The sequence below is a fragment of the Pantoea sp. C1E2 genome (assembly GCF_056491465.1).
The window spans coordinates 1,781,530-1,806,336 of record NZ_JBSZHT010000002.1 but is presented as its reverse complement, the minus strand read 5'-3'; the positions used below and the strand labels follow the sequence as shown (position 1 = coordinate 1,806,336).

Here is a 24,807-nt window from a genome sequence, read left to right as displayed (position 1 = left end):
CTTCCTCTGTATTACGCGCCGTTTTTTAACGCTTCTAACTCTTCCCAGCGTTCAAACGCCACTTCCAGCTCTTTTTCAGTTTGCGCTAACGCATCTAAAACGGGCTGAGTTTTGTCGTGCGGCTGGCTGAAAAAGTCCGGATGGCTCATTTTTGCCTGTAGCTCACCGATACGTGTCTCCAGTTGCTCCAGTTTTTGCGGCAGCTGTTCCAGTTCACGTGTCAGGTTATAGCTTAGTTTGTTCGCGCTACGTTTTGGCTCATTACCTTTATCTGCCGCTTTTGGCGCAGCGGATGAGGTTTTCACCGTGGCGGATTTGGTTTGCTTATAGGCGCTACGCTGCAACTGCGCATCGTGATAGCCGCCAACAAAGGCGCCAATCTCGCCGTTGCCTTCAAAGATCCAGCATTCGGTCACGGTGTTATCGACGAATTGACGATCGTGGCTCACCAGCATGACGGTGCCCTGGTAACCATCCACCAACTCTTCCAACAGCTCCAGCGTTTCCACGTCGAGGTCGTTGGTCGGTTCATCGAGAATTAACAGGTTGCTAGGTTTCAGGAACAGACGAGCCAACAGCAGGCGGTTACGTTCACCACCGGACAGCGCACGTACTGGCGTCATCGCACGCTTTGGATGGAACAGGAAGTCCTGCAGATAGCCCAGCACATGGCGCGGCTTACCGTTCACCATCACTTCCTGCTTACCTTCCGCGAGGTTGTCCATCACGGTACGATCCGGATCCAACTCAGCACGGTGCTGGTCAAAATACGCGATTTCGAGCTTCGTTCCGCAGTGCACACGGCCGCTGTCCGCTTTTAGCTCATCCAGCATCAGGCGCAGTAAGGTGGTTTTACCACAGCCGTTCGGACCAATCAGAGCGATCTTATCGCCGCGCTGCACCTGAGTGGAGAAATCACGCACCAGCGTTTTGCCATCAACGCTGTAGTTGACGTTTTCCATCTCAAACACAATCTTGCCTGAGCGAGCGGCTTCACCGACCTGCATGTTGGCTTTGCCCATCACTTCACGGCGTTCAGAACGCTCGTTACGTAAGGCTTTCAGCGCACGCACACGGCCTTCATTACGCGTACGGCGCGCTTTGATGCCCTGGCGGATCCACACTTCTTCCTGCGCTAATTTGCGGTCAAACTCAGCGTTCTGCATCTCTTCCACGCGCAACGCTTCTTCTTTACCAGTGAGATAAAGGTCGTAGTTGCCCGGCCAGGAGACCAGCTTACCGCGGTCAAGATCGACAATACGCGTCGCCATGTTGCGAATGAACGAACGGTCGTGCGAGATAAACACGATGCTACCAGTGAAGGTTTTGAGGAAGGTTTCCAGCCAGTCGATGGTTTCGATATCGAGGTGGTTGGTTGGTTCATCGAGCATCAATACGCGCGGGTTGCTGACCAGCGCACGGCCTAGCGCCGCTTTACGCAACCAGCCGCCCGACAGTGAGGAGAGTTCAGTGTCTGCGTCCAGACCAATCTGCAGCAGCACGTCATTAATACGGCTGTCGAGCTGCCACAGATTTTGGTGATCGAGAATGGTTTGCAGGCGGCCCATTTCATTCAGGTTTTTATCGCTAGGATCTTCCATCACCAGATGGGAAATCGCGTGATATGCCTTCAGATGTTCAGCCTGTTCTGCCACGCCTTCGGCAACAAAGTCATACACAGAACCGGTAATGTTACGCGGTGGGTCCTGTTGCAGACGCGCCACAACCAAATCTTGTTCGTAAATAATGCGGCCATCATCCAGCGGTTGCTCGCCGTTGATGATTTTCATCAATGTGGATTTACCGGCACCGTTACGGCCCACCAGACAGACGCGTTCGCCCTCTTCGATGTGCAGTTCGGTGTTATCCAACAGCGGCGCATCGCTGAATGAGAGGTAAGCGCCATGGATACTGATCAGTGACATAAAACTTATTCCTTACCGGCGTGGCTAACCAGCCAGCAGTTGTGAATTTGACGGTTGCGTGCGAAATCTTGCGACAACGTTTTTTGGGTAATTTCCTGCGCCTGCAGACCCAGACCGGCTAAGCCGTCGAGGTCCATTTTGAAGCCGCGCTTGTTATTCGAGAACATAATGGTGCCACCACGACGCAGCAGACGTTTCAGGTTCTGCATCAGCATCATATGGTCACGCTGCACGTCGAAATCGTCTTCCATACGTTTGGAGTTCGAGAACGTCGGCGGATCGATGAAGATCAAATCAAATTGTTCGTCACTGTCACGCAGCCAGCTCAGGCAATCAGCGTGCATCAGTCGATGCTGACGTCCGGTCAGACCGTTAAGACGCAGGTTACGCTCGGCCCATTCCAGATAGGTGCGAGACATATCCACGGTGGTCGTGGTTTTTGCGCCGCCTAATCCCGCGTGCACACTGGCGGTGCCGGTGTAAGCAAACAGGTTGAGGAAGTCTTTGCCAGCGCTCATTTTGCCCAGCATCTGACGCGCCAGACGGTGATCAAGGAACAAACCGGTGTCGAGATAATCGGTCAGATTCACCAGCAGACGTGCGTCAAACTCCTGTATTTCGAAGAAGTCGCCCTTCTCGCCCAGCTTCTGATACTGATTTTTGCCTTTCTGGCGCTCGCGGGTTTTCATCACCAGGCGATTGGCCGGGATCTCCAGCACGCTCAGGGTGGCGCTGATCACATCGAACAGACGCTGACGCGCTTTATTAGCATCCACGGTTTTCGGTGGTGCATACTCCTGAATCACCACCCAATCGCCGTAGCGGTCTACCGCGACGTTGTATTCTGGCAGGTCGGCATCATACAGGCGATAGCATTCAATGTTGGATTGCTTCGCCCACTTTTCCAGCTTTTTGATGTTTTTGCGCAGACGGTTGGCAAAGTCTTCGGCAATCTGCGCGCTACCTTCACCACTGGTCGCCGCCAGCTGATAGTTTTTCTGCACACATTCCAATGGGCCGTTTTTGGCTTTGAACTGGCGATCGGCGCGCAATTGCAGGCAGCTCAGCAGTTCCGGTGAAGCACTGAACAGCGAAAGATTCCAGCCGCCGAACTGCTGCTTCATGATGCGTCCCAGCAGGCTGTGCAACGCAATCAACGCCGGTTCGCTTTCAAGACGTTCGCCGTAAGGCGGGTTGCTCAGCACGGTGCCGGTGATCTCCTGCCCCGCCAGCGGGTTCTTCAGCTTAATCACATCCTGCTGAGCAAAGGTGAACAGTTCGAACACGCCAGCACGACGCGCATTGGCACGCGCGGATTCCAGCACGCGGTTGTCGTTGTCGTATCCATAGAAACGAGCCGTTGCGGCAGCGGTGCCCACTCGCGCACGCTCTTTCGCTTCGCCATGTACTTCTTGCCACACCGCTTGATTATGGTTTTTCCAGCGGTTAAAGCCCCAGTGCGTACGCAACAGGCCCGGCGCGCGATCGCAGGCGATCAGTGCCGCTTCCAGCAACAGCGTACCCGAACCGCACATCGGATCGACCAATGGTGTGCTGCTCTGCCAGCCTGAACGCATCACAATCGCTGCAGCCAGCGTTTCCTTCAGCGGTGCCTGACCCGTTTGCTGACGGTAGCCGCGCTGATGCAGTGCATCGCCACTCAGATCCAGCGCAATACTCACACGATCTTTATTCAGCCACGCATTAACGCGAATGCCCGGCTGTTCGCGATCAACGCTTGGACGCTCGAGATTCTGACGCGTGAAGCTGTCAACGATCGCATCTTTAATACGCAACGCGCCGAACTGGCTGTTACGGATCACCTCATTGGTGCCGCTAAAGTGGATAGCAAAGCTGGTATTGCTGTCGAACATCTCAGTCCAGGGAATGCTTTGCGCACCCACATACAGATCGAGATCGCTCCAGACGCCAAATTCTCCCAGCGGCAGCAAAATACGCGAAGCCAGTCGGCTCCACAGCAGGCTTTGGTACATGACACGGTCGTCGGCTCGGAAGTGGACGCCGCCCTGCACCACCTGCAAATCCTGCGCACCCAGCGCGTCCAGCTCAGTTTTTAACAGCTCTTCGAGCCCACGCGCCGTACTGGCAAACAGAGAATTCATATCGTCACTTTTTACTCTTGCTAAAATTGTTGCGCATTATAGCGAATCAGCGTCCTATGTCATAAAGTTAGCTTCTTTTTGTCCTGATGGAGTTTCGATGATTACGCTTTCTCGCCTCTATATACATCCGGTCAAATCCATGCGGGGTTTGCAACTGTCTCATGCACAGGTGCTGGAGAGTGGTCTGGCGTTTGATCGTATCTTTATGGTGACTGAACTGGACGGCACTTTTATTACTGCGCGGCAGTACCCGGAAATGGTTCGTTTCACCCCCGCGCTGTTGCCTGATGGCTTATTTTTGAATGCCCCTGATGGCAGCCAGGCATTAATTCGCTTCAGCGATTTCACAGCACTACAGTCTCCCACTGAAGTTTGGGGTAATCATTTCACCTCACACATTGCTCCGGCAGAAATTAATGATTGGCTGAGCGAATTCTTTCCACGACCTGTGCAATTACGCTGGACCGGGCTTGCCCCTACGCGCCGGGTGAAACGATTTGATAAAGTATCACTGAGTTTCGCCGACGGATTTCCCTTCCTGCTGGTGAATATGTCATCACTGCAGGATCTGCAGCAGCGTTGCCCAGCCAGCGTACGCGTTGAGCAATTCCGCCCCAACCTGGTGGTCAGCGGCGCGCCGGCGTGGGATGAAGATAGTTGGAAGCAGATCAAAATCGGCGAGATTGTTTTTGATATGCCCAAGCCCTGCAGCCGCTGCGTATTCACCACCGTTGGCACCGAAAGCGGTCGCAAACATCCCGAAGGTGAACCACTGGCGACGTTACAACGTTTCCGCAGCGGTCAGGACGGTAGCGGAGATATCGATTTTGGTCTGAATCTGATCGCGCGCAACAGCGGCGTGATCCGTGTAGGCGATGAACTCACGGTTATGGAACGTCAGACGCCGCGAGCTTACGGACCGGGCGTGGTGGTGGAAACCCTCAAACCGGCGACCAGCCAACAGGCCGAAGTGACCATCGGCTATCAGGGCAGTGAATTTACCGGCGACAACCAGAATGTGCTACTGGAACAACTGGAGATGCAGGGCTTTCGCATTCCCTACTCATGTCGTGCAGGGATCTGCGGCAGCTGTAAGATGACGCTGGTATCGGGCGAAGTGAAGCCATTAAAACAAAGTGCAGTGCGTGCGGACGGCACCATTCTCAGTTGTAGCTGTATTCCAGCAGGCGATATTGTTCTGGCTTAAACGCTTAAACCGCCCGCGCAAAGTGGGCGTTTTGTTCCTGCTGCTGCGGTCGTAAACGATCGTTCATGATCTTAATAGCGTCGCCTAACTGCATGCCTTTACCGGCTACCGATAATGCATTTTGTGCCAGCAGACACAGTGCCGCATTTTCACCGCTCTCGACCACCAGCAATTGCGCCTGCTCGCCGCTATCGGCCAGCGTCACGGCCACCATATCGCCTGAGGTAGGTTGCCAGCTTTGGGCATGGCTGGTGAAATGCCAGCTTTTCGGCATCAGCGGTTTTAAAAAACGACTCGCCACTAATGCGTTTAATACTAATTCGGCGCGCTGGTCGCCTTTTAATCCACTCTGTCGGCAACGCTCTTCAAAGGTAAAATAAAGTGCGGCGTCATCGACGCAAAACCCGCTGACATTAAAGGCATCCGGTGTCAGCATTTTACGCGAGAAGCGCGAACGAAATAGCATGCCATCGGCCAAATCCAGCATCATACGATCGTGCTCTGCGTCAAAATACCAACGCCAGTTATCATCAGGTTTGATTTTCATGATGTGCCCTGTGGTTAAACGCTGCGCTAAATGGCGCTCAATGAAAAAATAAAACTCTAAGGAAAAGCTGAAAAATGCATCAGCAGGACAAAATATAAACGAGCCGAAGGGATAAATAAACCCCCCGGCACGGGAAAGTGGGAAATGTCTTAGAGATGGGTCACGATATCTTTAATTAAACCTGGGCCTTTATAAATAAAGCCGGAGTATATCTGCACTAATGTTGCCCCTGCGGCCATTTTTTCACGGGCGGAAACCAGTGAATCAATGCCACCGACGCCAATAATCGGTAAGCGACCCTGCAGCTCTTGCGACAAGCGGCGAATCACTTCGGTGCTGCGTGACTGCACCGGACGACCACTTAATCCTCCCATCTCGTCGGCATATTTAAGTCCGGCGACTAAATCACGATCAAGTGTGGTATTGGTGGCAATGACACCATCAATTTCATGGCGCACTAAACTGTCGGCAACCTGGATCAATTCCTCTTCAGAAAGATCCGGCGCGATCTTCACAGCGACCGGCACATATTTAAGGTGCCGTTCCTGCAGCTCTTTTTGTTTTAATTTGATCGCGGAAAGCAGATCGTCCAGTGCTTCGCCATATTGCAGCGTGCGTAATCCTGGGGTGTTTGGCGATGAAATATTGATGGCGATATATCCGGCATGGGCATACACCTTATCCATGCAAATCAGATAATCGTCTTTGCCCTGCTCCACTGGGGTATCTTTATTTTTGCCAATATTGATACCAAGGATACCTTTGAAACGCGCTTTTTTAACGTTCTCGACTAAGTGATCGACGCCGTGATTATTAAAGCCCATGCGATTAATAATCCCTTCCGCTTCCACCAGACGGAACATGCGCGGCTTATCATTGCCAGGCTGTGCTCGTGGTGTCACCGTACCCACTTCCACGAAACCGAAGCCCATCGCACTAAAGGCATCAATGCACTCTGCGTTTTTATCGAGGCCTGCAGCCAGCCCCAGCGCGTTAGGGAAAGTCAATCCCATGCAGGTCACCGGGCGTGACGGCAGCGACTGGCGAATCAGTCCTTCCAGCGGCGTTCCGCTGATAAAACGTAATTGTTGAAAGGTGAGTTCGTGCGCACGCTCTGGATCGAGCTTAAACAGCGCCGGCCGGACGATAGGATATAACATGCACTCTCCTGAATGGCGGAAGCGAAGACATCGGGTGCACGGAAATTTGTGCGCCAGAATGGTAAAGGCCTCTGGCGCAAAAGTAAATTTAATCAGCAGCGGGAGAATTGATCACGGTCAGCGACGAGCAGAATAGCGTCCAACCTGTTCACGAAAATTCTGCAATCCGAGGTATATCGACGGGCAGTACCACAACAGTTTCAGACGCGAATCCTGCTGCAGCATCTTACGTACGACTTGATTTACCGGAACCTGCCATTCGTTGGGCACCGTCATGTGATTTTTGCGGATTTGCGCCAGGCAGCCCTTCATCACCGTCTGGTAGTAATCATCCAGCAGCAACTCATCAACGGGTTGCTGCTGGTCGCGTAAAAACTGTTCACTACTTTGCCGCGCGATAAAATAGTTTTTGACCCACGAAAAGTCACGCGTGCTCTGTGACAGTGAACTGAGCATAAAGCGCTTGTAATAGTAGCTTTGACTGGTGCAATAAATTTGGCGGGCGGCCATGTAAAGCGCAAACATCCAGGGCGCATCTTCGTGGTTCTGAATAGGAAGAAACTGCAACGCTAGCTGATCGATCAAACGTCGCGACATTATTGAGCTCCATACCACTCGATGTGCCGACTGGTGTTGCAGCAAAATGTGCAGACTTGCCCTGCCTCCGGGCAATAAACCACTGACGTGACGTTGGTGGATACGCTGATATTGGCGTTGCGCGACCGGCAGATCGAGGAACATCTTCGCGCCAAAACAAAACAGGTCAATCTCCTGATGCCGTGCATGTACGCGCCGGAAATCAGCAAACAGTTCGGTCGAAACGAAATCATCCGCATCCATAAAATAGACAAAATCACCGGTGGCAGCAGCCAGACCTTTCATACGCGCCGCGCTGACGCCTCCACGTTCACCGCTCAGCAGTGTGACCTGCGGATGCGCTGCAGCGAAGGCGGTCAGCCAGGCCACACTGTCATCACTGGAGCCGTCATCAATGATGATGATCTCTTCGGGTGGCGATGATTGACGTAACAGTGAACCCATGGCCTCAGGTAGCCATGGAGCACAGTTCCAGTTTGGCACAATCACTGAAACGGTTGGCACGCGGCGAGATGTCAGCATTCTCATCCTCTTTCCTCAACATTGAATAACGGCAAGCGCAGGCGTTTTATCACCAGGCTATGCAGCAAACAGCACACGCCAAGATTGATAGCGCCAATCAGGCCCAACCACAGCAGGTTGACCCAACGATTTTGATTCCAGTCGATGGGCAGGAAGGTGCTTAACCAGGCAATAAGCGCAGATGTCGCCCAAATCAACATCACATCACGCGTGAGCCAGGTAAAATGAAGACCGGGCGCGAAACGGCGATGCACCAGCCATGCCCAGCCCACTAAATAGAAGATGTTTTGCCCCAGCCACAGCCATCCCGTGCCCAGTGCGCCATAGTGCAACGCGCACCAGATGTTGAGCGGCACCAGAATCAACGCGAACGCGCTGAAGCCTTGCATGTGCAATTTGAGATTGCCGTTGATGTATTGCAGGTGATACAGCAGACCACATATGGCCTGAATGCCACTGCCCAGCGCATAGAGACTGAGCACGAATGACATTTCATCAACAATCTGGGTTTTCTCGGTCCATGCCCAAAGCAGCGGTCCGGCATAACAGGCAATGGTGATACTGAGCGGCGCCATAAATATTGCGACCGCCTGAGTGGTATAGCGATAAAGTTTCAGCGCTTCCCCATTGCCTTCATTACGGGTTTTCATGCCGGTCATGCGCGGCACAATCGCCTGCATAATCGGGCTACTCAATAGCAGAATGCCGGTTGCCGCTGTCGCCACCACGGTGAAAGAACCGTATTGGCTTAGCGGCAGGGTTTTAGACAGCACCAGTCGGTCAATCTGCGAGATAAAGGTCCAGACAGCACTGGAATAGGCTGCACTGAGCGCAAAACGAATAAAGGGCCGCAGCACACCCTTGAGGTCGTCACGCTTCTCCTTGCGCGCAGAACGCGGAACCAACTGGCAGGATTTGTAGATACAGCATGCCGCTTCGGCAATCGATACCAATAATTGCCAGATAAAAAAGGTCAGTACGGGATTAGGGAAAAACTGAATCACCACCACGGCGCCAAAAGTACGCAAGGTGGTGATGATCAGGTTGACGCCATTCAGCCAGACCTGATGTTCGAAGCCGACAATCACGCTGCGATAGGGGCTGGTACGCCAGCGGATGGCCGCCGTGATAACCATGATGCCGACCGCGATCACTACATCGTTGGCCGGCAGATGTTGCGCATTCAGCCAATGCGCAGCAATCCACGGCGTGGCAATCCAACCCAATACCACCAGGATCAGTGTTGAGATCAAAAAGAATCGTGTCAGCGTGGCAAACAGCGCCGGAAACCAGACAAATTCCGCTTGATTGGCACGATAGCGCGCAGCTTCACGCATCAATGTAGTGGACACGCCAGCATCCAGCAGTTGTAACCACGTCAATAAAATAGAAAAGAAGCCGACCAACCCGTAAGCTTCCATTCCTAAATGTTGAATATAAAGTGGTACCACCAAAATACCTGACAGCGTCAGATAGATTTGGCCAACATAGTTGGCAATCGCGTTACGTTTAATCGACATAAGTGTTTTGGTGTCAGTTTTTTCTCAAGGAGAATTAGCGTGGCATAAAAAAATCCCGGCGCACACGGGACTAATTCTTAAAACTCACGTTGGTCTCATGCAACAGAGGTTTTTCTGACTTTCATCAGATTGAAATAGATGTCCGGTTGTTTCAACATAAGTTTTTCCATGACACCCTGCGCGGGAAACTGCTCAGAAAAATAGTGAATGGCGTGCCGAACATTATCAGAGAGTTTATCAGCTTGTTTCAAATCCTGCTGAATCAGGTTCAATAACCCGCCCCTTAAATAGCTTTTCCGATAATGATTTCTTTCCGGCAGATAGTGGGTCATTCGGGTTAGCTTTTCATACTCTTGCATAAACTGTTGATAGGTTAACGCGGTACTCTCCGTACTCTCACTGCCGCTGTTTAATGCATCCAGCACCCAGACTGATTCCGTATTAATCAACCCAGCAAGCATCACATCCTGAACACGCTGTAAAGGCACTGCAGCAGAGATAAGTGCCACGCGAATGATGATGACATAATGTTGACACCACTGCTGCCCGGCCTGTAACTGCTGAAATAGCTGTAACGAGGACTGCAGCCCCGTCGTGATGACGTGCTGAGATGATAAAGGCTGGATAAAACAGTTCAATTCAGGCCGTTGATCACTGCATTTAGCGACCTCCAGCAACAGTGCCGCTGCAGGCGTAAATCCGGCGGGTGCAAAAAATAAGAAGTCATCCTCATTCAATTTTTCAAACGCGCCGGGGGCGGTATTGACCAGTTCAAAGCGGTGAGAGGCGTTGACAGACTGGAGCCAATAGCAGCGAAAGGGTAATTCCGATGGCAGTCGTTTTTGATGTTCCGCGCGCATGACTGAGCCAGAAACATACTGATTCTGAGAAAAGCGTTCCATATTTTAATCCCCAATTAAAGATGAAAACCTGAACCTTTCACAGTGAAATGCTCAGGAAAAATAGCAGACAGGCTAATGAAGGTTTTAGCGTAATTAAACTCAACAGATTATAAACAGGCTGAAGGCAGGGAATTCATTTTTTGTGGCCTTCACGACATCATCCTTATCTGAATTGTTTAAACTTTCTGGATTAATGCGAAGATAATAAAATTAAAGATAACTTTTCTTTGCAGATACAGATACAAGGCATGTCTTATTTTAAATGTTTACACGCTTCTGGAAACAATTGATCATTCATTAATCCATTTTTTAGCAGAGTTTTAAGCCAGGCATAAACAGACAAAAGTCTAACGAGTTCATTGTAGCTTGTCCTCCCCCCCTCTACTCTTTCATTTATAGATGAAAAAGCACTGCCGAATGGGTAAAAATCATTCATTCACTTTAAGATTGTTTGTCCCTAAAACTTTATTAATATGAAACTTCATGCAAATTAATCATTCCCCTACATGATACTCACACCCGTGCTTAAGTGATAATCATTAAACTCGATGGGTTTTCAGATTATCCTTAGCCTGAAAAATCGTATTCCTTTCTCCTTTGTATATCGCTCCAACCAATCCCATTTTTCGGCTTAAGTTTGCCAGATAAATCATTTATGCCCGCTCGCGTGCTCTGCCAGTATTGAACACATCAGTTCTCAATATCAGATAATCAATAACTTTCAGTTATAAGGAGTGACCATGCGAGTTATTACGCTGGCGGGCAGCCCTCGCTACCCATCACGCTCTACTGCGCTGCTGAGCCTGTGCCAGCACGCGCTGGAAGCACGAGGTGTTGAGGTAATTCCGTGGAATATTCATAACTTCCAACCTGAAGATCTGCTTTATGCCCGTTTCGATTCGCCAGCACTGGCCGCTTTAAAAGCCGACTTAGCGCTGGCGGATGGCCTGATTGTCGCCACACCCATCTATAAAGCGTCATTTTCCGGTGCGTTGAAAACGCTGCTTGATTTACTGCCTGAGCGCGCCCTGGAACACAAAGTTGTGCTCCCCCTGGCCAGCGGCGGCAGTGCATCCCATTTACTGGCAGTGGATTACGCGCTCAAGCCGGTACTGAATGCGCTCAAAGCGCAGGAAGTGCTGCATGGCGTGTTTGCTACCGACACGCAAATACTGAATTACGACCGCCAGCCAGAGCTGGATCAACAACTGGCCGAACGCATTGATGACGCGCTGGAGACATTCTGGCACGCACTGCATCGTCGCCATCAACCTTACGCACAAGCGGTATAAAGGAAGAATCATGAAAAGGATGTTTACGGGTTTACTGCTGCCAGCCTTTGCTGCGCTATTTGCCCTGAGTGCCAACGCCGTTGCCGCTGATGCCCCGGCTCAGTTGCGTGTGGGTTATCAAAAAGGATCGGTGAGCATGGTGTTAGCGAAATCTCACCAGATGCTGGAACAGCGTTTCCCGCATACACAGATCAGATGGATTGAATTCCCCGCGGGCCCGCAAATGCTGGAAGCGCTGAATGTCGATAGCATTGATTTGGGCAGCACCGGTGATATCCCGCCGCTGTTTGCGCAGGCCGCAGGCGCGGATCTGTTGTATGTCGGTTCCGAGCCACCGAAACCTCAGGCTGAGGTGATTCTGGTGCCTAAAGACAGCCCGATTCACAGCGTGGCTGATTTGAAAGGCCATAAAGTGGCCTTTCAGAAAGGCTCCAGTTCACACAACTTGCTGCTGCGCGCGCTGGAGCAGGCGGGTCTGAGCTTTAAAGACATTCAACCCACTTATCTGACTCCTGCCGATGCGCGAGCCGCTTTCCAGCAGGGCGATGTCGATGCCTGGGCGATTTGGGACCCCTATTACTCTGCCGCACTGTTGCAAGGCAACGTGCGCGTACTGGTCGATGGCAGCAAACTCAATCAAACCGGCTCATTCTATTTAGCCACGCGCAAATATGCCGAAGCCCATGGCCCGTTTGTCCAGCAAGTGTTGCAGACCTTTAGTGATGCCGATGCGCTCACTCATAGCCAACGCGACCAAAGTATTGATCTGTTAGCGCAGGCGATGGGCTTACCTAAGCCGGTGATTGCCAGCTATCTCGACCATCGTCCACCCACCACCATTACGCCGGTCAGCGCACACACCGCGCAGGCCCAACAGCAAACAGCCGATCTGTTTTATGCCAATCATTTGATGCCGGTAAAAGTGAATATCACTGACCGCATCTGGCATCCACAGTCCGCCCAGCCTTAAGGAATTCAATCATGAGCGTATCCGTATTCTGGTTTCTCCCAACCCACGGTGATGGGCACTATCTTGGCACCGCCGAAGGTTCACGTCCCGTCGATCATGGTTATCTGCAGCAAATTGCACAGGCAGCCGATCGCCTTGGCTTCGGCGGCGTACTGATCCCCACTGGCCGCTCCTGCGAAGATGCGTGGCTGGTGGCGGCGTCGCTGATTCCGGTGACACAGCGTTTACGCTTCCTCGTGGCGCTACGTCCGGGTGTGATCTCACCTACGCAGGCAGCGCGTCAGGCCGCGACGCTGGATCGTCTGTCCAACGGGCGCGCCCTGTTTAACCTTGTGACCGGTGGCGATCCTGAAGAGCTGGCGGGCGATGGCGTGTTCCTCGATCATCGCGAGCGTTATGAAGAATCAGCGGAATTCACCCGGGTGTGGCGTCGCGTCACTGAAGGTGAAACCGTGGACTACGACGGTAAGCACGTCAAAGTGCGTGGTGCGCGTCTGATGTTCAAACCGGTGCAACAGCCACGCCCACCGCTGTGGTTTGGTGGTTCATCGGATGCCGCGCAGGATCTCGCTGCTGAACAGGTCGATGTTTATCTCACCTGGGGCGAACCGCCAGCGTTAGTCAAAGAGAAGATTGAAAAAGTGCGCGCTAAAGCGGCGGCACAGGGCCGTAAAGTGCGTTTCGGCATTCGTCTGCACGTGATTGTGCGTGAAACCAATGCCGAAGCATGGCAGGCCGCCGATCGACTGATTGCCCATCTTGATGATGCCACCATTGCCAAAGCGCAGGCAGCCTTTGCCCGTACCGATTCCGTTGGACAACAACGCATGGCCGCGCTGCACGGTGGCCGCCGTGACAAGCTTGAGATCAGCCCGAACTTGTGGGCAGGCGTGGGTCTGGTACGTGGTGGTGCCGGTACGGCACTGGTGGGCGATGGTCCAACCGTAGCGGCGCGTATGCAGGAGTACAGCGACCTCGGAATCGAGACCTTTATTCTTTCAGGCTACCCGCATCTTGAAGAAGCCTATCGTGTGGGCGAACTGCTGTTCCCGCATCTCGATTTGGCGATTCCGGAAGTACCCAAGCCTCGCGTGGTGCAAGCGCACGGAGAAGCGGTAGCGAACGATTTCACGCCGCAAAAAGTGTCACAGAGTTAAGGAGTTCAGGATGGCAAAGTTTCAAAAACAGCTGAGTAATGCCCTGCTGCCCTGGGCTTTACCGGTGCTACTGGTTGCCGTGTGGCAACTGGCTTCACAGATGGGTTGGCTTTCAACGCGCATTCTGCCGTCACCCGAAAACATCATCATTACCTTTTGGAAACTGACAGTGAGTGGCGAACTGTGGCAAAACCTCGCCATCAGTGGCTGGCGCGCGGCGATTGGTTTTGCCATTGGCGGATCGATTGGTCTGGTGCTCGGCTTAATCACCGGCACCTCACGTGTGGGAGAACGCCTGCTGGATACTTCGGTGCAGATGCTGCGCAACGTGCCGCACCTGGCACTGATTCCGCTGGTGATTCTGTGGTTCGGCATCGATGAATCAGCCAAGATTTTCCTGGTGGCACTCGGCACTTTATTCCCGATTTACCTCAACACCTATCACGGCATCCGCAATATTGACCGTGGATTGGTTGAGATGGCGCGCAGCTATGGCCTTTCTGGCTGGAGTCTGTTTATTCAGGTGATTCTGCCAGGTGCGCTGCCTTCGATCATGGTGGGCGTGCGCTTTGCCCTCGGTCTGATGTGGCTGACGCTGATTGTGGCTGAAACCATCTCGGCCAACTCCGGCATTGGTTATCTGGCGATGAACGCTCGTGAATTTCTGCAAACCGATGTGGTGGTGGTCGCCATCATTCTCTATGCGCTGCTCGGCAAACTGGCCGATGTCGCCGCTCAACTGCTGGAGCGCGTATGGCTGCGCTGGCATCCGGCTTATCAATTGAAGGAGAACGCATGAGCAACGCAACTTTGAGCCCGTCGCGTCTTAACAGCGGCACCCCGGTCGGTGTTAACGGCGTCAGCAAACAGTATGGCGACCGTACCATCCTCAATAATATCAATCTGCATATCCCGGCCGGCCAGTTTGTTGCCGTGGTAGGTCGCAGCGGATGCGGTAAAAGTACCCTGCTGCGCCTGCTGGCGGGACTGGAATCTACTTCGCGTGGAGAGTTGCTGGCAGGCACTGCGCCGTTAGAGCAAGCACGCGAGGACACGCGTTTAATGTTCCAGGATGCGCGTCTGCTGCCGTGGAAAAAAGTTATCGATAACGTTGGCCTGGGTTTGAAAGGTCGTGAATGGCGTGCTGCCGCGCTGGAAGCTCTGGAGGCGGTCGGTTTAGCCGATCGCGCCAATGAGTGGCCAGCTGCTTTGTCGGGTGGGCAAAAGCAGCGTGTGGCGCTCGCCCGCGCGTTGATTCATCGTCCCGGTTTGTTGCTGCTGGATGAACCTCTGGGTGCGCTGGATGCACTGACGAGAATTGAGATGCAGGGGCTGATTGAATCGTTATGGCAGCAGCATAACTTCACGGTGCTGCTGGTCACTCACGATGTCAGTGAAGCGGTGGCGATGGCCGATCGCGTGTTGCTGATTGAAGAGGGACAAATTGGGCTGGATTTAACTGTGGATCTCGCGCGACCACGTCGGCGCGGATCGGCGCGTCTGGCGGAGTTGGAGGCGGAGGTGTTGGATCGCGTGATGAAGCGCAGTGCGACAGAGCAGCCGCTGAAATTCGCCCAGCAGCGTTAATCGAAGTCGAAGTCGAAGTCGAAGTCAAAGTCGAAGTCGAAGTCGAAGTCGAAGTCGAAGTCGAAGTCGATATTGCCACTGTCACTCCGGGCGACCAGAGGAAGTGGCAGTGAGTTCAATAAAAAAGCCGCACCATTGTGATGCGGCTTTTACCTTATCAGGCGTTCAACGCTTTGGTGATCTTCTCGTACAGATCGCCCGACAGCTTATCCAGCCCTTTAAGGGTTTCCAGCGCCTTGCGCATCAACGCCTGGCGATCGGCATCGTAACGTTTCAGACGAATCAGTGGCTCGATCATGCGCGCCGCCACTTGTGGATTACGCGTGTTGAGATCGGTCAGCATTTCTACCAGGAACTGATAGCCGCTGCCATCTTTGGCGTGGAACGCCGCAGGGTTACCCGCGGCAAAAGCACCAATCAGCGAGCGGATACGGTTCGGGTTGCCCATGGTAAAGGAACGGTGGTTGAGCAGTTCACGAACTTTGCTCAGCGCATTGTCCGCCGGGCTGGTGGCTTGCAACACAAACCATTTGTCCATCACCAGACCATCCTGATGCCAGCGCTCATCATAGGCGGCCAGCAAGGCTTCACGGCACGGCAACTGCGCTGCCACGGCTGCCGAGAGCGCGGCCAGCGCATCCGTCATGTTGTTAGAGTGATGATACTGCGCCTGCACCAGCTTATCCGCTTGATCCACATCGGCGAACGCCAGATAGCTCAGGCAGACATTTTTCAATGCACGCTTGCCGATTTCCGCATGCTCAACCTTGTATTCGTGACTCTGATTCGCCAGATACACCGCATACAGTTCATCACTCAGTTCGGTTGCCAGCGCATGCACCAGTGCCGCGCGTACGGCGGAAATCGCCTGTGGATCGATGACCTCGAACAGCTCCGCGATTTCATTCTCGCCAGGCAGCGACAAAATCAGCGCGGTTAACGCCGGATCGCCCTGCTCTTCCAGCAACACCGCGCGGAAGGCATCCGCTACGTGCAACGGCAGCGACAGCGGTTGCCCTTGCTGATGGCGCGCGACGTTCAGACGGATGTAGGTCGCCAGCAGACTTTGCGCGGCATCCCAACGGGAGAAATCGTTGCGGGCGTGGCGCATCAGGAAGGTGAGCTGTGCATCGCTCCATTTATAGTCGAGCTTCACCGGCGCCGAGAATTCACGCAGCAGCGAAGGCACCGGCTGGAAATGGACATTGTCGAAAATAAAGGTCTGGACCTCTTCTGTGATATTCAGCACGTGATGCACAGGATGGCCGTTGTGCTGCAGCGGAATCACCTTGCCTTCATTGTCATACAGCTCGATATCCAGTGGGATATGCAGCGGCAACTTCTCTTTCTGTTCAGAAGTTGGCGGGGTGTGCTGAGTGACGTGCAGCGTATACTGCTCCAGCTCCGGGTTGTAGTCATCGCGCACGGTGATGACGGGCGTACCCGCCTGGCTGTACCAGCGACGGAACTGTGACAAATCAACGTTGGAGGCATCTTCCATTGCCTGCACAAAATCGTCACAGGTGGCCGCGCTGCCATCATGACGCTCGAAGTAGAGCTGCATGCCTTTCTGGAAATTGGCTTCACCGAGCAGGGTATGCAACATGCGAATCACTTCAGAACCCTTTTCATAAACGGTCAGGGTGTAGAAGTTGTTCATCTCGATCACCTGATCCGGGCGGATCGGGTGCGCCATTGGGCTGGCATCTTCGGCAAACTGCGCGCCGCGCATCACGCGTACGTTGTCGATGCGGTTAACCGCACGCGAGCCGAGGTCAGAGCTGAACTCCTGGTCGCGGAACACGGTTAAGCCCTCTTTCAGGCTAAGCTGGAACCAGTCGCGGCAGGTGACGCGGTTACCGGTCCAGTTATGGAAGTACTCGTGACCAATCACCGCCTCAATGCCGAGATAATCTTTATCGGTGGCGGTTTCGGCTTTGGCCAGCACATATTTGGAGTTAAAGACGTTAAGCCCTTTGTTCTCCATCGCGCCCATATTGAAGAAATCCACCGCGACGATCATAAAGATGTCGAGATCGTATTCGAGGTTAAAACGCTCTTCATCCCACTTCATACTGGCTTTCAGCGAGGTCATCGCCCAGTCGGCACGATCGAGATTGCCACGATCGACGAAGATCTCCAGCGCCACATCACGACCGGAACGGGTGGTAAAGCTGTCGCGCAGCACGTCGAAATCACCTGCTACCAGCGCAAACAGGTAGCAGGGTTTCGGGAACGGATCCTGCCACTTCACCCAGTGACGGCCATCTTCATGAGTACCGCTCTCTAGTTTGTTACCGTTGGAGAGCAGGAACGGATATTTCGCTGCGTCAGCAATAATGGTGGTGGTGAAGCGCGCCAGCACGTCCGGACGATCCAGATACCAGGTGATATGGCGGAAGCCTTCAGCTTCACACTGCGTACAGAGCGCATCACCCGACTTGTACAACCCTTCCAGCGCGGTGTTGGTATCCGGATGGATGTCATTAATTATGGTCAGGGTAAAGTTGTCGGGCAGTTGGCTAATGACCAGCGCACCCTCTTCTTCACGATAATGTGACCACGGATGGCCATCCACCGCCAGCGAGACCAGCGTGAGGTCTTCGCCATCCAGACGCAGTTCGGCATCCGCAGCACCGAGACGCTTCACCTGGCTTACCGCCGTCACGCGCGTGCTGGCGGCGTCAAGGTCAAAAGTCAGGTCGATATCGGTGATGGTGTAATCCGGCGCACGGTAGTCGTGGCGATATTTGATTTGCGGCTGTTGCGTCATAAGTCCTTCTCGCATCGTTAATATGTTGACCCGTCAAAGTCTAAGCGGGTTGTGCCTTCGTTGCCACGCACAATGCGTGCCTTCGTGCAAAAGGCTACAATTCATTAACAATGGCACAAATGACCCTCGATCTGCCACCCGCAATTATGGTGTGATCGTGGACATTACTGTTTTATACTCCTGCGTCTTTATGACTTTGTTGACACCGGGCTCTGCTCCGCGGAAGAGGATGCTGAAACGCACCATGACTGGACATGCTTCCCCGATTTTGACCACGCTGCTTGATACCGATGCGTATAAGCTTCACATGCAGCAGGCCGTTTATCATCGTTATTACGATGTCCCGGTTACGGCAGAATTTCGCTGTCGCGGCGATGAATTGCTCGGCCAGTATGCCGATGAGATTCGTGCGCAACTCGATACGCTGCCTTCCCTTGCCCTGAGCGACAACGAATATCACTATCTCAGCGGCTTACCTTTCTTTGAATCCGATTACCTCAACTGGCTGCGCCAATTCCGCTTTGATCCCTCTCAGGTCAAGGTGCGCAATGATAATGGCCGTCTGACCCTGCAGATCAGCGGACCCTGGCGCGAAGTGATTTTGTGGGAAGTGCCGCTGCTGGCGCTGATCAGTGAAGTGGTGCATCGCCATCGCACTCCGGATGTCGGCGTCGGGCAAGCCGTGACCCATCTGCAGCAAAAGCTGGTGGCATTCCGTGAGCAGGTTGGCGATCTCGATATGTCACGCTTCCAGCTGATGGATTTCGGCACGCGTCGTCGTTACTCCAAAACTGTGCAGGAGACGATTGTTGCCACCCTTAAAGCGGAGTTTCCTTGGCTGGTGGGCACCAGTAACTACGATTTGGCGCGGCGCTTACAGCTGAACCCGGTGGGCACTCAGGCACACGAATGGTTCCAGGCGCATCAACAAATCAGCCCGGTGCTGGCGAATAGCCAACGCGCGGCGCTGCAATCCTGGCTGGATGAGTATGATGATCAACTCGGTATCGCGTTGACAGACTGCATCACCATGGATGCCTTCCTGCGCGATTTTGGTCCGGGCTTCGCTCACCGCTATCAGGGGTTGCGCCATGATTCGGGGGATCCGGTGGAATGGGGTGAAAAGGCGATTGCGCACTATCAGCGCCTGGATATTGATCCTAAAAGCAAAACGCTGGTGTTCTCAGACAACCTCAATCTGGATAAGGCGCTGGCACTGTATCGCCACTTCGGCCAACGCGCTAACGTGGTATTCGGCATTGGCACGCGCCTGACCTGCGACATTCCTGGCGTAACGCCACTTAACATCGTGATAAAACTGGTGAGCTGCAATGGCAAACCGGTGGCGAAACTGTCGGACAGTCCGGGTAAAACCATCTGTCAGGACAAAGCCTTCGTGCGCGCCCTGCGCAAGGCATTCGACCTGCCTCTGGTAAAAAGAGCCAGTTAATCCTTGATGCAGGGTGTTCGCACCCTGCACTTTCCCAACAAATCTCCCCTTTTCCCCTGCAAAATTGCTTGTTTCCTGTTGGCTCGCAAGTAACATAGCAAAACCCCGAAATGGGGCTTTTATCCACTTCTATATATAGAGAGATATTTATGAGCGTAGTGCCTGTAGCGGATGTACTGCACGGCCGTGTCGCGGTTGACAGTGAAGTCACCGTACGTGGTTGGGTGCGTACCCGAAGAGATTCCAAAGCCGGTCTTTCCTTTATCGCCGTTTATGACGGTTCCTGCTTTAATCCCGTTCAGGCCGTCGTCAATAATTCTCTGAATAATTATCAGGATGAAGTACTGCGTCTGACCACCGGCTGTTCAGTGATTGTCACCGGTAAAGTGGTGGAATCACCGGGCGAAGGCCAGGCATTCGAATTGCAAGCGACCAACGTGGAAGTCACGGGCTGGGTGGACGATCCGGATACCTATCCGATGGCGGCAAAACGCCACAGTATCGAATACCTGCGTGAAGTGGCGCACCTGCGTCCGCGCACCAACCTGGTCGGTGCCGTGGCGCGTACACGTCATACTCTGGCGCAGGCGCTGCATCGCTTCTTCCACGAGAATGGTTACTTCTGGGTTTCCACCCCGCTGATCACCGCTTCCGATACGGAAGGCGCGGGCGAGATGTTCCGCGTCTCTACGCTGGACATGGAAAACCTGCCGCGCGATCCACAGGGCAAAGTCGATTACGACAAAGACTTCTTTGGTAAAGAAGCTTTCCTGACCGTTTCGGGTCAGTTGAACGCCGAAACTTATGCCTGTGCGTTGTCAAAAGTTTATACCTTTGGCCCGACCTTCCGTGCAGAAAACTCCAACACCAGCCGCCACTTAGCGGAATTCTGGATGCTGGAGCCGGAAGTTGCCTTCGCCAACCTTGATGACGCTGCTGCACTGGCTGAGGCCATGCTGAAGTATGTGTTTAAAGCGGTGCTTGAAGAGCGTGCTGACGATATGGCGTTCTTTGCTGAACGCGTAGACAAAGATGCGATTGCGCGCTTAGAACGTTTTGTCACTACCGATTTCGCCCAGGTGGACTACACCGATGCGGTCGATATTCTGTTGAAGAGCGGTCAAACCTTCGAAAACCCGGTTGCCTGGGGCGTTGATCTCTCATCGGAGCACGAACGTTATCTGGCTGAGAAACACTTTAAAGCGCCGGTGGTGGTGAAGAACTATCCGAAAGACATCAAAGCGTTCTATATGCGCATGAACGAAGATGGCAAAACCGTAGCGGCGATGGACGTACTGGCGCCGGGTATTGGTGAAATCATCGGTGGTTCACAGCGTGAAGAACGTCTGGATGTGTTGGATGCACGTCTGGCAGAAATGGGCCTGAATAAAGAAGATTACTGGTGGTATCGTGACCTGCGTCGTTACGGCACCGTGCCACATGCTGGCTTCGGATTAGGTTTCGAACGATTAATCGCCTATGTCACCGGCGTACAAAATGTAAGGGATGTTATCCCCTTCCCACGTACTCCACGTAACGCTAATTTCTAAAATTCGCGATTAAATATAAGTAATTCATATATATAACGAGGTCGGCACTGCCGGCCTTTTTTTATTTTTGTAAATTTAGAGTTCTCTCACAAAGTTCCCGATATTTTACAAATTGTAATACATAATTGCTTTTTGATACGTAATTGCGAGATTTGAATCATTTTCGGGCTAGAAATAGCAACCCTGTGATGGAAAGATGCGTGCAGACACAGGAGACATCAAACTTCTTTCAAGGTTCCCGTAAAGGTTTCTTGACGGCAGTGGCAGATGTCCAAATAACTCCAATGAGGGTAATAAAAAATGATGAAGCGCAACATTCTTGCAGTGGTTATCCCTGCTCTGTTAGCTGCAGGCGCAGCAAACGCAGCAGAAATCTATAACAAAGACGGCAACAAACTGGATCTGTACGGTAAAGCTGTTGGTCTGCATTACTTCTCTGATAACTCTGGTGATGACGGTGACCAGACTTATGTTCGCTTCGGCTTCAAGGGTGAAACCCAGATTAACGACCAGCTGACCGGTTACGGCCAGTGGGAATACAACGTTCAGGCGAACAACTCTGAAGGTTCTGACGCGCAAGACGGTAACAAAACCCGTCTGGGCTTCGCGGGTCTGAAATTCGGCGATGCCGGTTCAATCGACTACGGCCGTAACTACGGCGTTGTATACGACGCAATTGGCTGGACTGACGTTCTGCCAGAATTCGGTGGTGACTCTGGTTACTCAGATAACTTCATGAACGGTCGTAGCACCGGTCTGCTGACCTACCGTAACACCAACTTCTTCGGTTTAGTTGATGGTTGGAACTTCGCAGCACAGTACCAGGGTAAAAATGACCGTGACGATACCCGCCGTGCAAACGGTGACGGCTATGGTCTGTCAACTTCTTACACTTCGCCAATCGGTTTAGGTTTTGCTGGAGCTTATAGCAGCAGCGATCGTACTAACGCTCAGGCTGCAGGTACTGTTTACAGCGAAGGCGAAGCAATTGGAACTGGTGTAGGCGCTGGTAAACGTGCTGAAAACTGGGCAACTGCTATCAAGTATGATGCAAACAACATCTACCTTGCTGCTATGTACGGTGAAACCCGTAACTCAACGCCTATCTCTGGCACAGTAAACATCGCAGGTACCAACACATCTGTTGCTGGTTTTGCTAACAAAGCTCAGAACTTTGAAGTTGTTGCTCAGTACCAGTTCGACTTCGGTCTGCGTCCATCCATCGCTTATGTCCAGTCTAAAGGCAAAGACATCGAAGGTATCGGCGATGCTGACCTGGTTAAATACATCGATGTGGGCGCAACCTACTACTTCAACAAAAACATGGCTACCTACGTTGATTACAAAATCAACCAGTTGGATGACAACAACCCACTGGGTCTGGCTACCGACGACGTAGTTGCTGTTGGTCTGGTATACCAGTTCTAATCTCTCGATTAGATATGTGTATCGCCTAAAAACGGAGCCTTCGGGCTCCGTTTTGCGTTTCAGTGATCGGCCTCTCAATTAGCGCCACTACTTTATACACGCGGCTTATTTCTTTTTTATGTCAGCGGTTGGCAAGCGTATCATCTGACGTTACCCTGATAGCTCATTTTGCTAAAGTTCACCCAAACGGAACTGACTCATGTTTGAATCGATCTCTGCCGCACCCGCCGATCCTATTCTGGGACTGGCTGACCTGTTTCGCGCCGACGACCGCCCGAATAAAATCAACCTTGGCATTGGTGTCTATAAAGACGAAACCGGTAAAACGCCGGTGCTTACCAGTGTTAAAAAAGCTGAGCAGTATCTGCTGGAAAATGAAACCACCAAAAATTACCTGAGCATTGATGGCCTGGCCGATTTTGCTCGCTGCACTCAGGAATTGCTGTTCGGCAAAGAGAGCGCGCTAATTTCAGCGGGCCGCGCGTGCACAGCACAAACCCCAGGTGGCACCGGTGCACTGCGCGTCGCCGCGGATTTCCTCGCAACGCAGACCAATGTGAAGCGCGTGTGGGTGAGCAATCCAAGCTGGCCGAACCACAAAAATGTATTCAACGCTGCGGGTCTGGAAGTCTGTGACTACCAGTATTACGATGCGGCCAATCACAGCCTGGATTTTGACGGTATGGTTGCGTCGTTGCAGGAAGCCAAAGCTGGTGACGTGGTTCTGTTCCACGGCTGCTGCCATAACCCTACTGGCGTCGATCCTTCAGCAGACCAGTGGCAACAGTTGGCGAAGCTGTCCCAGGAAAAAGGGTGGCTGCCACTGTTCGACTTCGCCTATCAGGGCTTCGCACGCGGTCTGGATGAAGATGCTGAAGGTCTGCGTATTTTCGCGGCCTCGCATCAGGAATTGATTGTTGCCAGCTCGTACTCGAAAAACTTTGGCCTGTACAACGAGCGCGTAGGTGCACTGACGCTGGTTGCCGCCAATAGCGATGTGGCAAAAACCGCCTTTAGTCAGGTGAAGTACAGCATCCGTGCTAACTACTCTAACCCACCGTCGCACGGCGCCTCTGTGGTGGCCACCATCCTCGGTAACGACGCCCTGCGTACCATCTGGGTGCAGGAGCTAACGGACATGCGTCAGCGCATCCAGCGCATGCGTCAGCTGTTTGTGAACACCCTGGCGGATAAAGGCGCGAAACAGGACTTCAGTTTTATCATCAAGCAGAATGGCATGTTCTCGTTTAGCGGCCTGACCAAAGATCAGGTGGTGCGTATGCGTGACGAGTTCGGCGTGTATGCAGTTAATTCTGGTCGTGTGAACGTGGCTGGGATGACGCCAGACAACATGTCTGCGCTGTGTGAAGCGATTGTCGCTGTGCTCTAAGCCAGCCAGCAGAATGAGAAATGGGCCTTAATGGCCCATTTTTTATTGCAGGAAAGGATTGCTGATACGTTCGCGACCCAAGGTGGAAATCGGACCGTGGCCCGGTACAAAAGTCACGTCATCACCCAACGGCAATAGCTTAGTGTGGATCGCAGCGATTAAATCACTGTGGCTCCCCTGCGGAAAATCGGTACGTCCGACACCGCCATTGAAAATCACATCGCCTGATATCAATAAACGTCCCGCACGATCGAAGAACACAATGTGTCCCGGCGTGTGGCCAGGGCAAAGCAGCACTTCCAGCGTGACATTCCCAACCTGAACCGTTTCACCCTCTTCCAGCCAACGGTCCGGCGCCAGTGGCGCGCATTCCGGCAGGCCAAACATGCGGCTTTGCGTCGGCAGATTATCCAGCCAGAACGCATCCAGCTTATGTGGGCCAACAATGGGAATCTGATAGTGTGCGGCGAGTTCCGCAGCAGCCCCCACATGATCCAGATGGCCATGTGTCAGCAGAATTTGCGCAGGGGTTAATCCCCGCTCGGCCAATACGGCAATAAGGGTCTCGGCATCACCGCCGGGATCAACCAGCGCCGCCTGCTGGGTTTCGTCATCCCAGATGACCGAGCAGTTTTGAGAAAAGGCCGTAACCGGAATAATGTGATAATTCATAGCGCTCCATGACCGACACACGCAGCGCTGCCGGT

The 24,807-nt window shown here is 52.9% G+C and carries 20 protein-coding genes; 10 read left to right on the top strand and 10 right to left on the bottom strand.

All coding sequences use genetic code 11. The features are described from left to right. Positions 1-11 precede the first annotated feature (11 nt). On the bottom strand, positions 12-1,925 hold the full coding sequence (locus ACXI0A_RS08650; RefSeq protein ID WP_224929468.1) for an ABC transporter ATP-binding protein: 1,914 nt from the start codon (positions 1,923-1,925) through the stop codon (positions 12-14). 5 nt (positions 1,926-1,930) lie between these two features. Beyond that, a complete protein-coding gene (gene rlmKL / locus ACXI0A_RS08645; RefSeq protein ID WP_476149350.1) occupies positions 1,931-4,048 on the bottom strand; it encodes a bifunctional 23S rRNA (guanine(2069)-N(7))-methyltransferase RlmK/23S rRNA (guanine(2445)-N(2))-methyltransferase RlmL in 2,118 nt (705 codons plus the stop codon). A 97-nt stretch (positions 4,049-4,145) separates the two neighbouring features. Here rlmKL and ACXI0A_RS08640 point away from each other — a divergent pair, with 97 nt between their 5' ends. Further along, entirely contained in the window at positions 4,146-5,255 is a 1,110-nt protein-coding gene (locus ACXI0A_RS08640; protein WP_476149351.1) for an MOSC N-terminal beta barrel domain-containing protein, read from the top strand. 4 nt (positions 5,256-5,259) lie between these two features. On the opposite strand, the gene ACXI0A_RS08635 is transcribed toward ACXI0A_RS08640, so the two are convergent. The 5 genes from ACXI0A_RS08635 to ACXI0A_RS08615 all read right to left on the bottom strand — a co-directional run bounded on the left by ACXI0A_RS08635 (position 5,260) and on the right by ACXI0A_RS08615 (position 10,503). Then, positions 5,260-5,802 (bottom strand): cell division protein ZapC, encoded by a 543-nt coding sequence (locus ACXI0A_RS08635; RefSeq protein ID WP_224929477.1) that lies wholly within the window; start codon positions 5,800-5,802, stop codon positions 5,260-5,262. 149 nt (positions 5,803-5,951) lie between these two features. Next, the gene (gene pyrD / locus ACXI0A_RS08630; RefSeq protein ID WP_476149354.1) at positions 5,952-6,962 is read right to left on the bottom strand and encodes a quinone-dependent dihydroorotate dehydrogenase; all 1,011 of its coding nucleotides are present in this window, start codon (positions 6,960-6,962) and stop codon (positions 5,952-5,954) included. A 117-nt stretch (positions 6,963-7,079) separates the two neighbouring features. Further along, positions 7,080-8,081: a glycosyltransferase gene (locus ACXI0A_RS08625; protein ID WP_476149356.1), complete on the bottom strand. Its 1,002-nt coding sequence runs from the start codon at positions 8,079-8,081 to the stop codon at positions 7,080-7,082. A 2-nt stretch (positions 8,082-8,083) separates the two neighbouring features. Then, positions 8,084-9,601, bottom strand: a complete 1,518-nt coding sequence (locus ACXI0A_RS08620; RefSeq protein WP_476149358.1) for an oligosaccharide flippase family protein — start codon at positions 9,599-9,601, stop codon at positions 8,084-8,086. A 95-nt stretch (positions 9,602-9,696) separates the two neighbouring features. Beyond that, complete coding sequence (locus ACXI0A_RS08615) at positions 9,697-10,503, bottom strand: hypothetical protein (RefSeq protein WP_476149359.1); 807 nt, start codon at positions 10,501-10,503, stop codon at positions 9,697-9,699. A 740-nt stretch (positions 10,504-11,243) separates the two neighbouring features. Between ACXI0A_RS08615 and ssuE the strand changes: the two genes are divergently transcribed. The 5 genes from ssuE to ssuB are packed head-to-tail and all read left to right on the top strand — an operon-like array spanning position 11,244 to position 15,509. After that, positions 11,244-11,795 (top strand): NADPH-dependent FMN reductase, encoded by a 552-nt coding sequence (gene ssuE / locus ACXI0A_RS08610; RefSeq protein ID WP_476149361.1) that lies wholly within the window; start codon positions 11,244-11,246, stop codon positions 11,793-11,795. A gap of 10 nt (positions 11,796-11,805) precedes the next feature. Then, positions 11,806-12,765, top strand: a complete 960-nt coding sequence (locus tag ACXI0A_RS08605) for an aliphatic sulfonate ABC transporter substrate-binding protein (RefSeq protein WP_476149363.1) — start codon at positions 11,806-11,808, stop codon at positions 12,763-12,765. An 11-nt stretch (positions 12,766-12,776) separates the two neighbouring features. Further along, complete coding sequence (gene ssuD / locus ACXI0A_RS08600; protein WP_224929499.1) at positions 12,777-13,922, top strand: FMNH2-dependent alkanesulfonate monooxygenase; 1,146 nt, start codon at positions 12,777-12,779, stop codon at positions 13,920-13,922. A 10-nt stretch (positions 13,923-13,932) separates the two neighbouring features. Next, positions 13,933-14,721 carry an aliphatic sulfonate ABC transporter permease SsuC gene (gene ssuC, locus ACXI0A_RS08595; RefSeq protein ID WP_224929502.1) on the top strand — a complete coding sequence of 263 codons (789 nt, stop codon included), beginning with the start codon at positions 13,933-13,935 and terminating at the stop codon, positions 14,719-14,721. After that, positions 14,718-15,509: an aliphatic sulfonates ABC transporter ATP-binding protein gene (ssuB, locus tag ACXI0A_RS08590; protein ID WP_476149366.1), complete on the top strand. Its 792-nt coding sequence runs from the start codon at positions 14,718-14,720 to the stop codon at positions 15,507-15,509. Before ssuC ends, ssuB begins: the two co-directional genes overlap by 4 nt. Here the strand turns inward: ssuB and ACXI0A_RS08585 are convergent. Both ACXI0A_RS08585 and pepN read right to left on the bottom strand, forming a co-directional pair. Continuing rightward, positions 15,506-15,628, bottom strand: a complete 123-nt coding sequence (locus ACXI0A_RS08585) for a hypothetical protein (RefSeq protein ID WP_476149367.1) — start codon at positions 15,626-15,628, stop codon at positions 15,506-15,508. The two genes, ssuB and ACXI0A_RS08585, sit on opposite strands and share 4 nt — an antisense overlap. 38 nt (positions 15,629-15,666) lie before the next feature. Beyond that, the gene (pepN, locus tag ACXI0A_RS08580; protein WP_476149369.1) at positions 15,667-18,282 is read right to left on the bottom strand and encodes an aminopeptidase N; all 2,616 of its coding nucleotides are present in this window, start codon (positions 18,280-18,282) and stop codon (positions 15,667-15,669) included. A 244-nt stretch (positions 18,283-18,526) separates the two neighbouring features. Here pepN and pncB point away from each other — a divergent pair, with 244 nt between their 5' ends. The 4 genes from pncB to ACXI0A_RS08560 all read left to right on the top strand — a co-directional run bounded on the left by pncB (position 18,527) and on the right by ACXI0A_RS08560 (position 24,100). After that, a complete protein-coding gene (gene pncB, locus ACXI0A_RS08575; RefSeq protein ID WP_476151111.1) occupies positions 18,527-19,732 on the top strand; it encodes a nicotinate phosphoribosyltransferase in 1,206 nt (401 codons plus the stop codon). A gap of 149 nt (positions 19,733-19,881) precedes the next feature. Next, positions 19,882-21,282, top strand: a complete 1,401-nt coding sequence (asnS, locus tag ACXI0A_RS08570) for an asparagine--tRNA ligase (RefSeq protein ID WP_476149371.1) — start codon at positions 19,882-19,884, stop codon at positions 21,280-21,282. A 300-nt stretch (positions 21,283-21,582) separates the two neighbouring features. After that, on the top strand, positions 21,583-22,710 hold the full coding sequence (gene ompF / locus ACXI0A_RS08565; RefSeq protein WP_476149373.1) for a porin OmpF: 1,128 nt from the start codon (positions 21,583-21,585) through the stop codon (positions 22,708-22,710). Positions 22,711-22,909: 199 nt separating this feature from the next. Then, on the top strand, positions 22,910-24,100 hold the full coding sequence (locus ACXI0A_RS08560) for an aromatic amino acid transaminase (protein ID WP_476149374.1): 1,191 nt from the start codon (positions 22,910-22,912) through the stop codon (positions 24,098-24,100). Positions 24,101-24,142: 42 nt separating this feature from the next. Here the strand turns inward: ACXI0A_RS08560 and ACXI0A_RS08555 are convergent, their stop codons facing one another. Then, a complete protein-coding gene (locus ACXI0A_RS08555; protein WP_224929517.1) occupies positions 24,143-24,772 on the bottom strand; it encodes an MBL fold metallo-hydrolase in 630 nt (209 codons plus the stop codon). Positions 24,773-24,807 lie beyond the last annotated feature (35 nt).

Bases quoted from the DNA above. Each gene is read 5' to 3' on its own strand.
- ACXI0A_RS08555 (WP_224929517.1), bottom strand. From the start codon at position 24,772: ATGAATTATCACATTATTCCGGTTACGGCCTTTTCTCAAAACTGCTCG.
- ACXI0A_RS08625 (WP_476149356.1), bottom strand. From the start codon at position 8,081: ATGCTGACATCTCGCCGCGTGCCAACCGTTTCAGTGATTGTGCCAAAC.
- pncB (WP_476151111.1), top strand. From the start codon at position 18,527: ATGACTGGACATGCTTCCCCGATTTTGACCACGCTGCTTGATACCGAT.
- ssuE (WP_476149361.1), top strand. From the start codon at position 11,244: ATGCGAGTTATTACGCTGGCGGGCAGCCCTCGCTACCCATCACGCTCT.
- pepN (WP_476149369.1), bottom strand. From the start codon at position 18,282: ATGACGCAACAGCCGCAAATCAAATATCGCCACGACTACCGTGCGCCG.
- ACXI0A_RS08620 (WP_476149358.1), bottom strand. From the start codon at position 9,601: ATGTCGATTAAACGTAACGCGATTGCCAACTATGTTGGCCAAATCTAT.
- pyrD (WP_476149354.1), bottom strand. From the start codon at position 6,962: ATGTTATATCCTATCGTCCGGCCGGCGCTGTTTAAGCTCGATCCAGAG.
- ACXI0A_RS08640 (WP_476149351.1), top strand. From the start codon at position 4,146: ATGATTACGCTTTCTCGCCTCTATATACATCCGGTCAAATCCATGCGG.
- ompF (WP_476149373.1), top strand. From the start codon at position 21,583: ATGATGAAGCGCAACATTCTTGCAGTGGTTATCCCTGCTCTGTTAGCT.
- ACXI0A_RS08650 (WP_224929468.1), bottom strand. From the start codon at position 1,925: ATGTCACTGATCAGTATCCATGGCGCTTACCTCTCATTCAGCGATGCG.
- ssuB (WP_476149366.1), top strand. From the start codon at position 14,718: ATGAGCAACGCAACTTTGAGCCCGTCGCGTCTTAACAGCGGCACCCCG.
- asnS (WP_476149371.1), top strand. From the start codon at position 19,882: ATGAGCGTAGTGCCTGTAGCGGATGTACTGCACGGCCGTGTCGCGGTT.
- ACXI0A_RS08635 (WP_224929477.1), bottom strand. From the start codon at position 5,802: ATGAAAATCAAACCTGATGATAACTGGCGTTGGTATTTTGACGCAGAG.
- ACXI0A_RS08605 (WP_476149363.1), top strand. From the start codon at position 11,806: ATGAAAAGGATGTTTACGGGTTTACTGCTGCCAGCCTTTGCTGCGCTA.
- ssuD (WP_224929499.1), top strand. From the start codon at position 12,777: ATGAGCGTATCCGTATTCTGGTTTCTCCCAACCCACGGTGATGGGCAC.
- ACXI0A_RS08615 (WP_476149359.1), bottom strand. From the start codon at position 10,503: ATGGAACGCTTTTCTCAGAATCAGTATGTTTCTGGCTCAGTCATGCGC.
- rlmKL (WP_476149350.1), bottom strand. From the start codon at position 4,048: ATGAATTCTCTGTTTGCCAGTACGGCGCGTGGGCTCGAAGAGCTGTTA.
- ACXI0A_RS08560 (WP_476149374.1), top strand. From the start codon at position 22,910: ATGTTTGAATCGATCTCTGCCGCACCCGCCGATCCTATTCTGGGACTG.
- ssuC (WP_224929502.1), top strand. From the start codon at position 13,933: ATGGCAAAGTTTCAAAAACAGCTGAGTAATGCCCTGCTGCCCTGGGCT.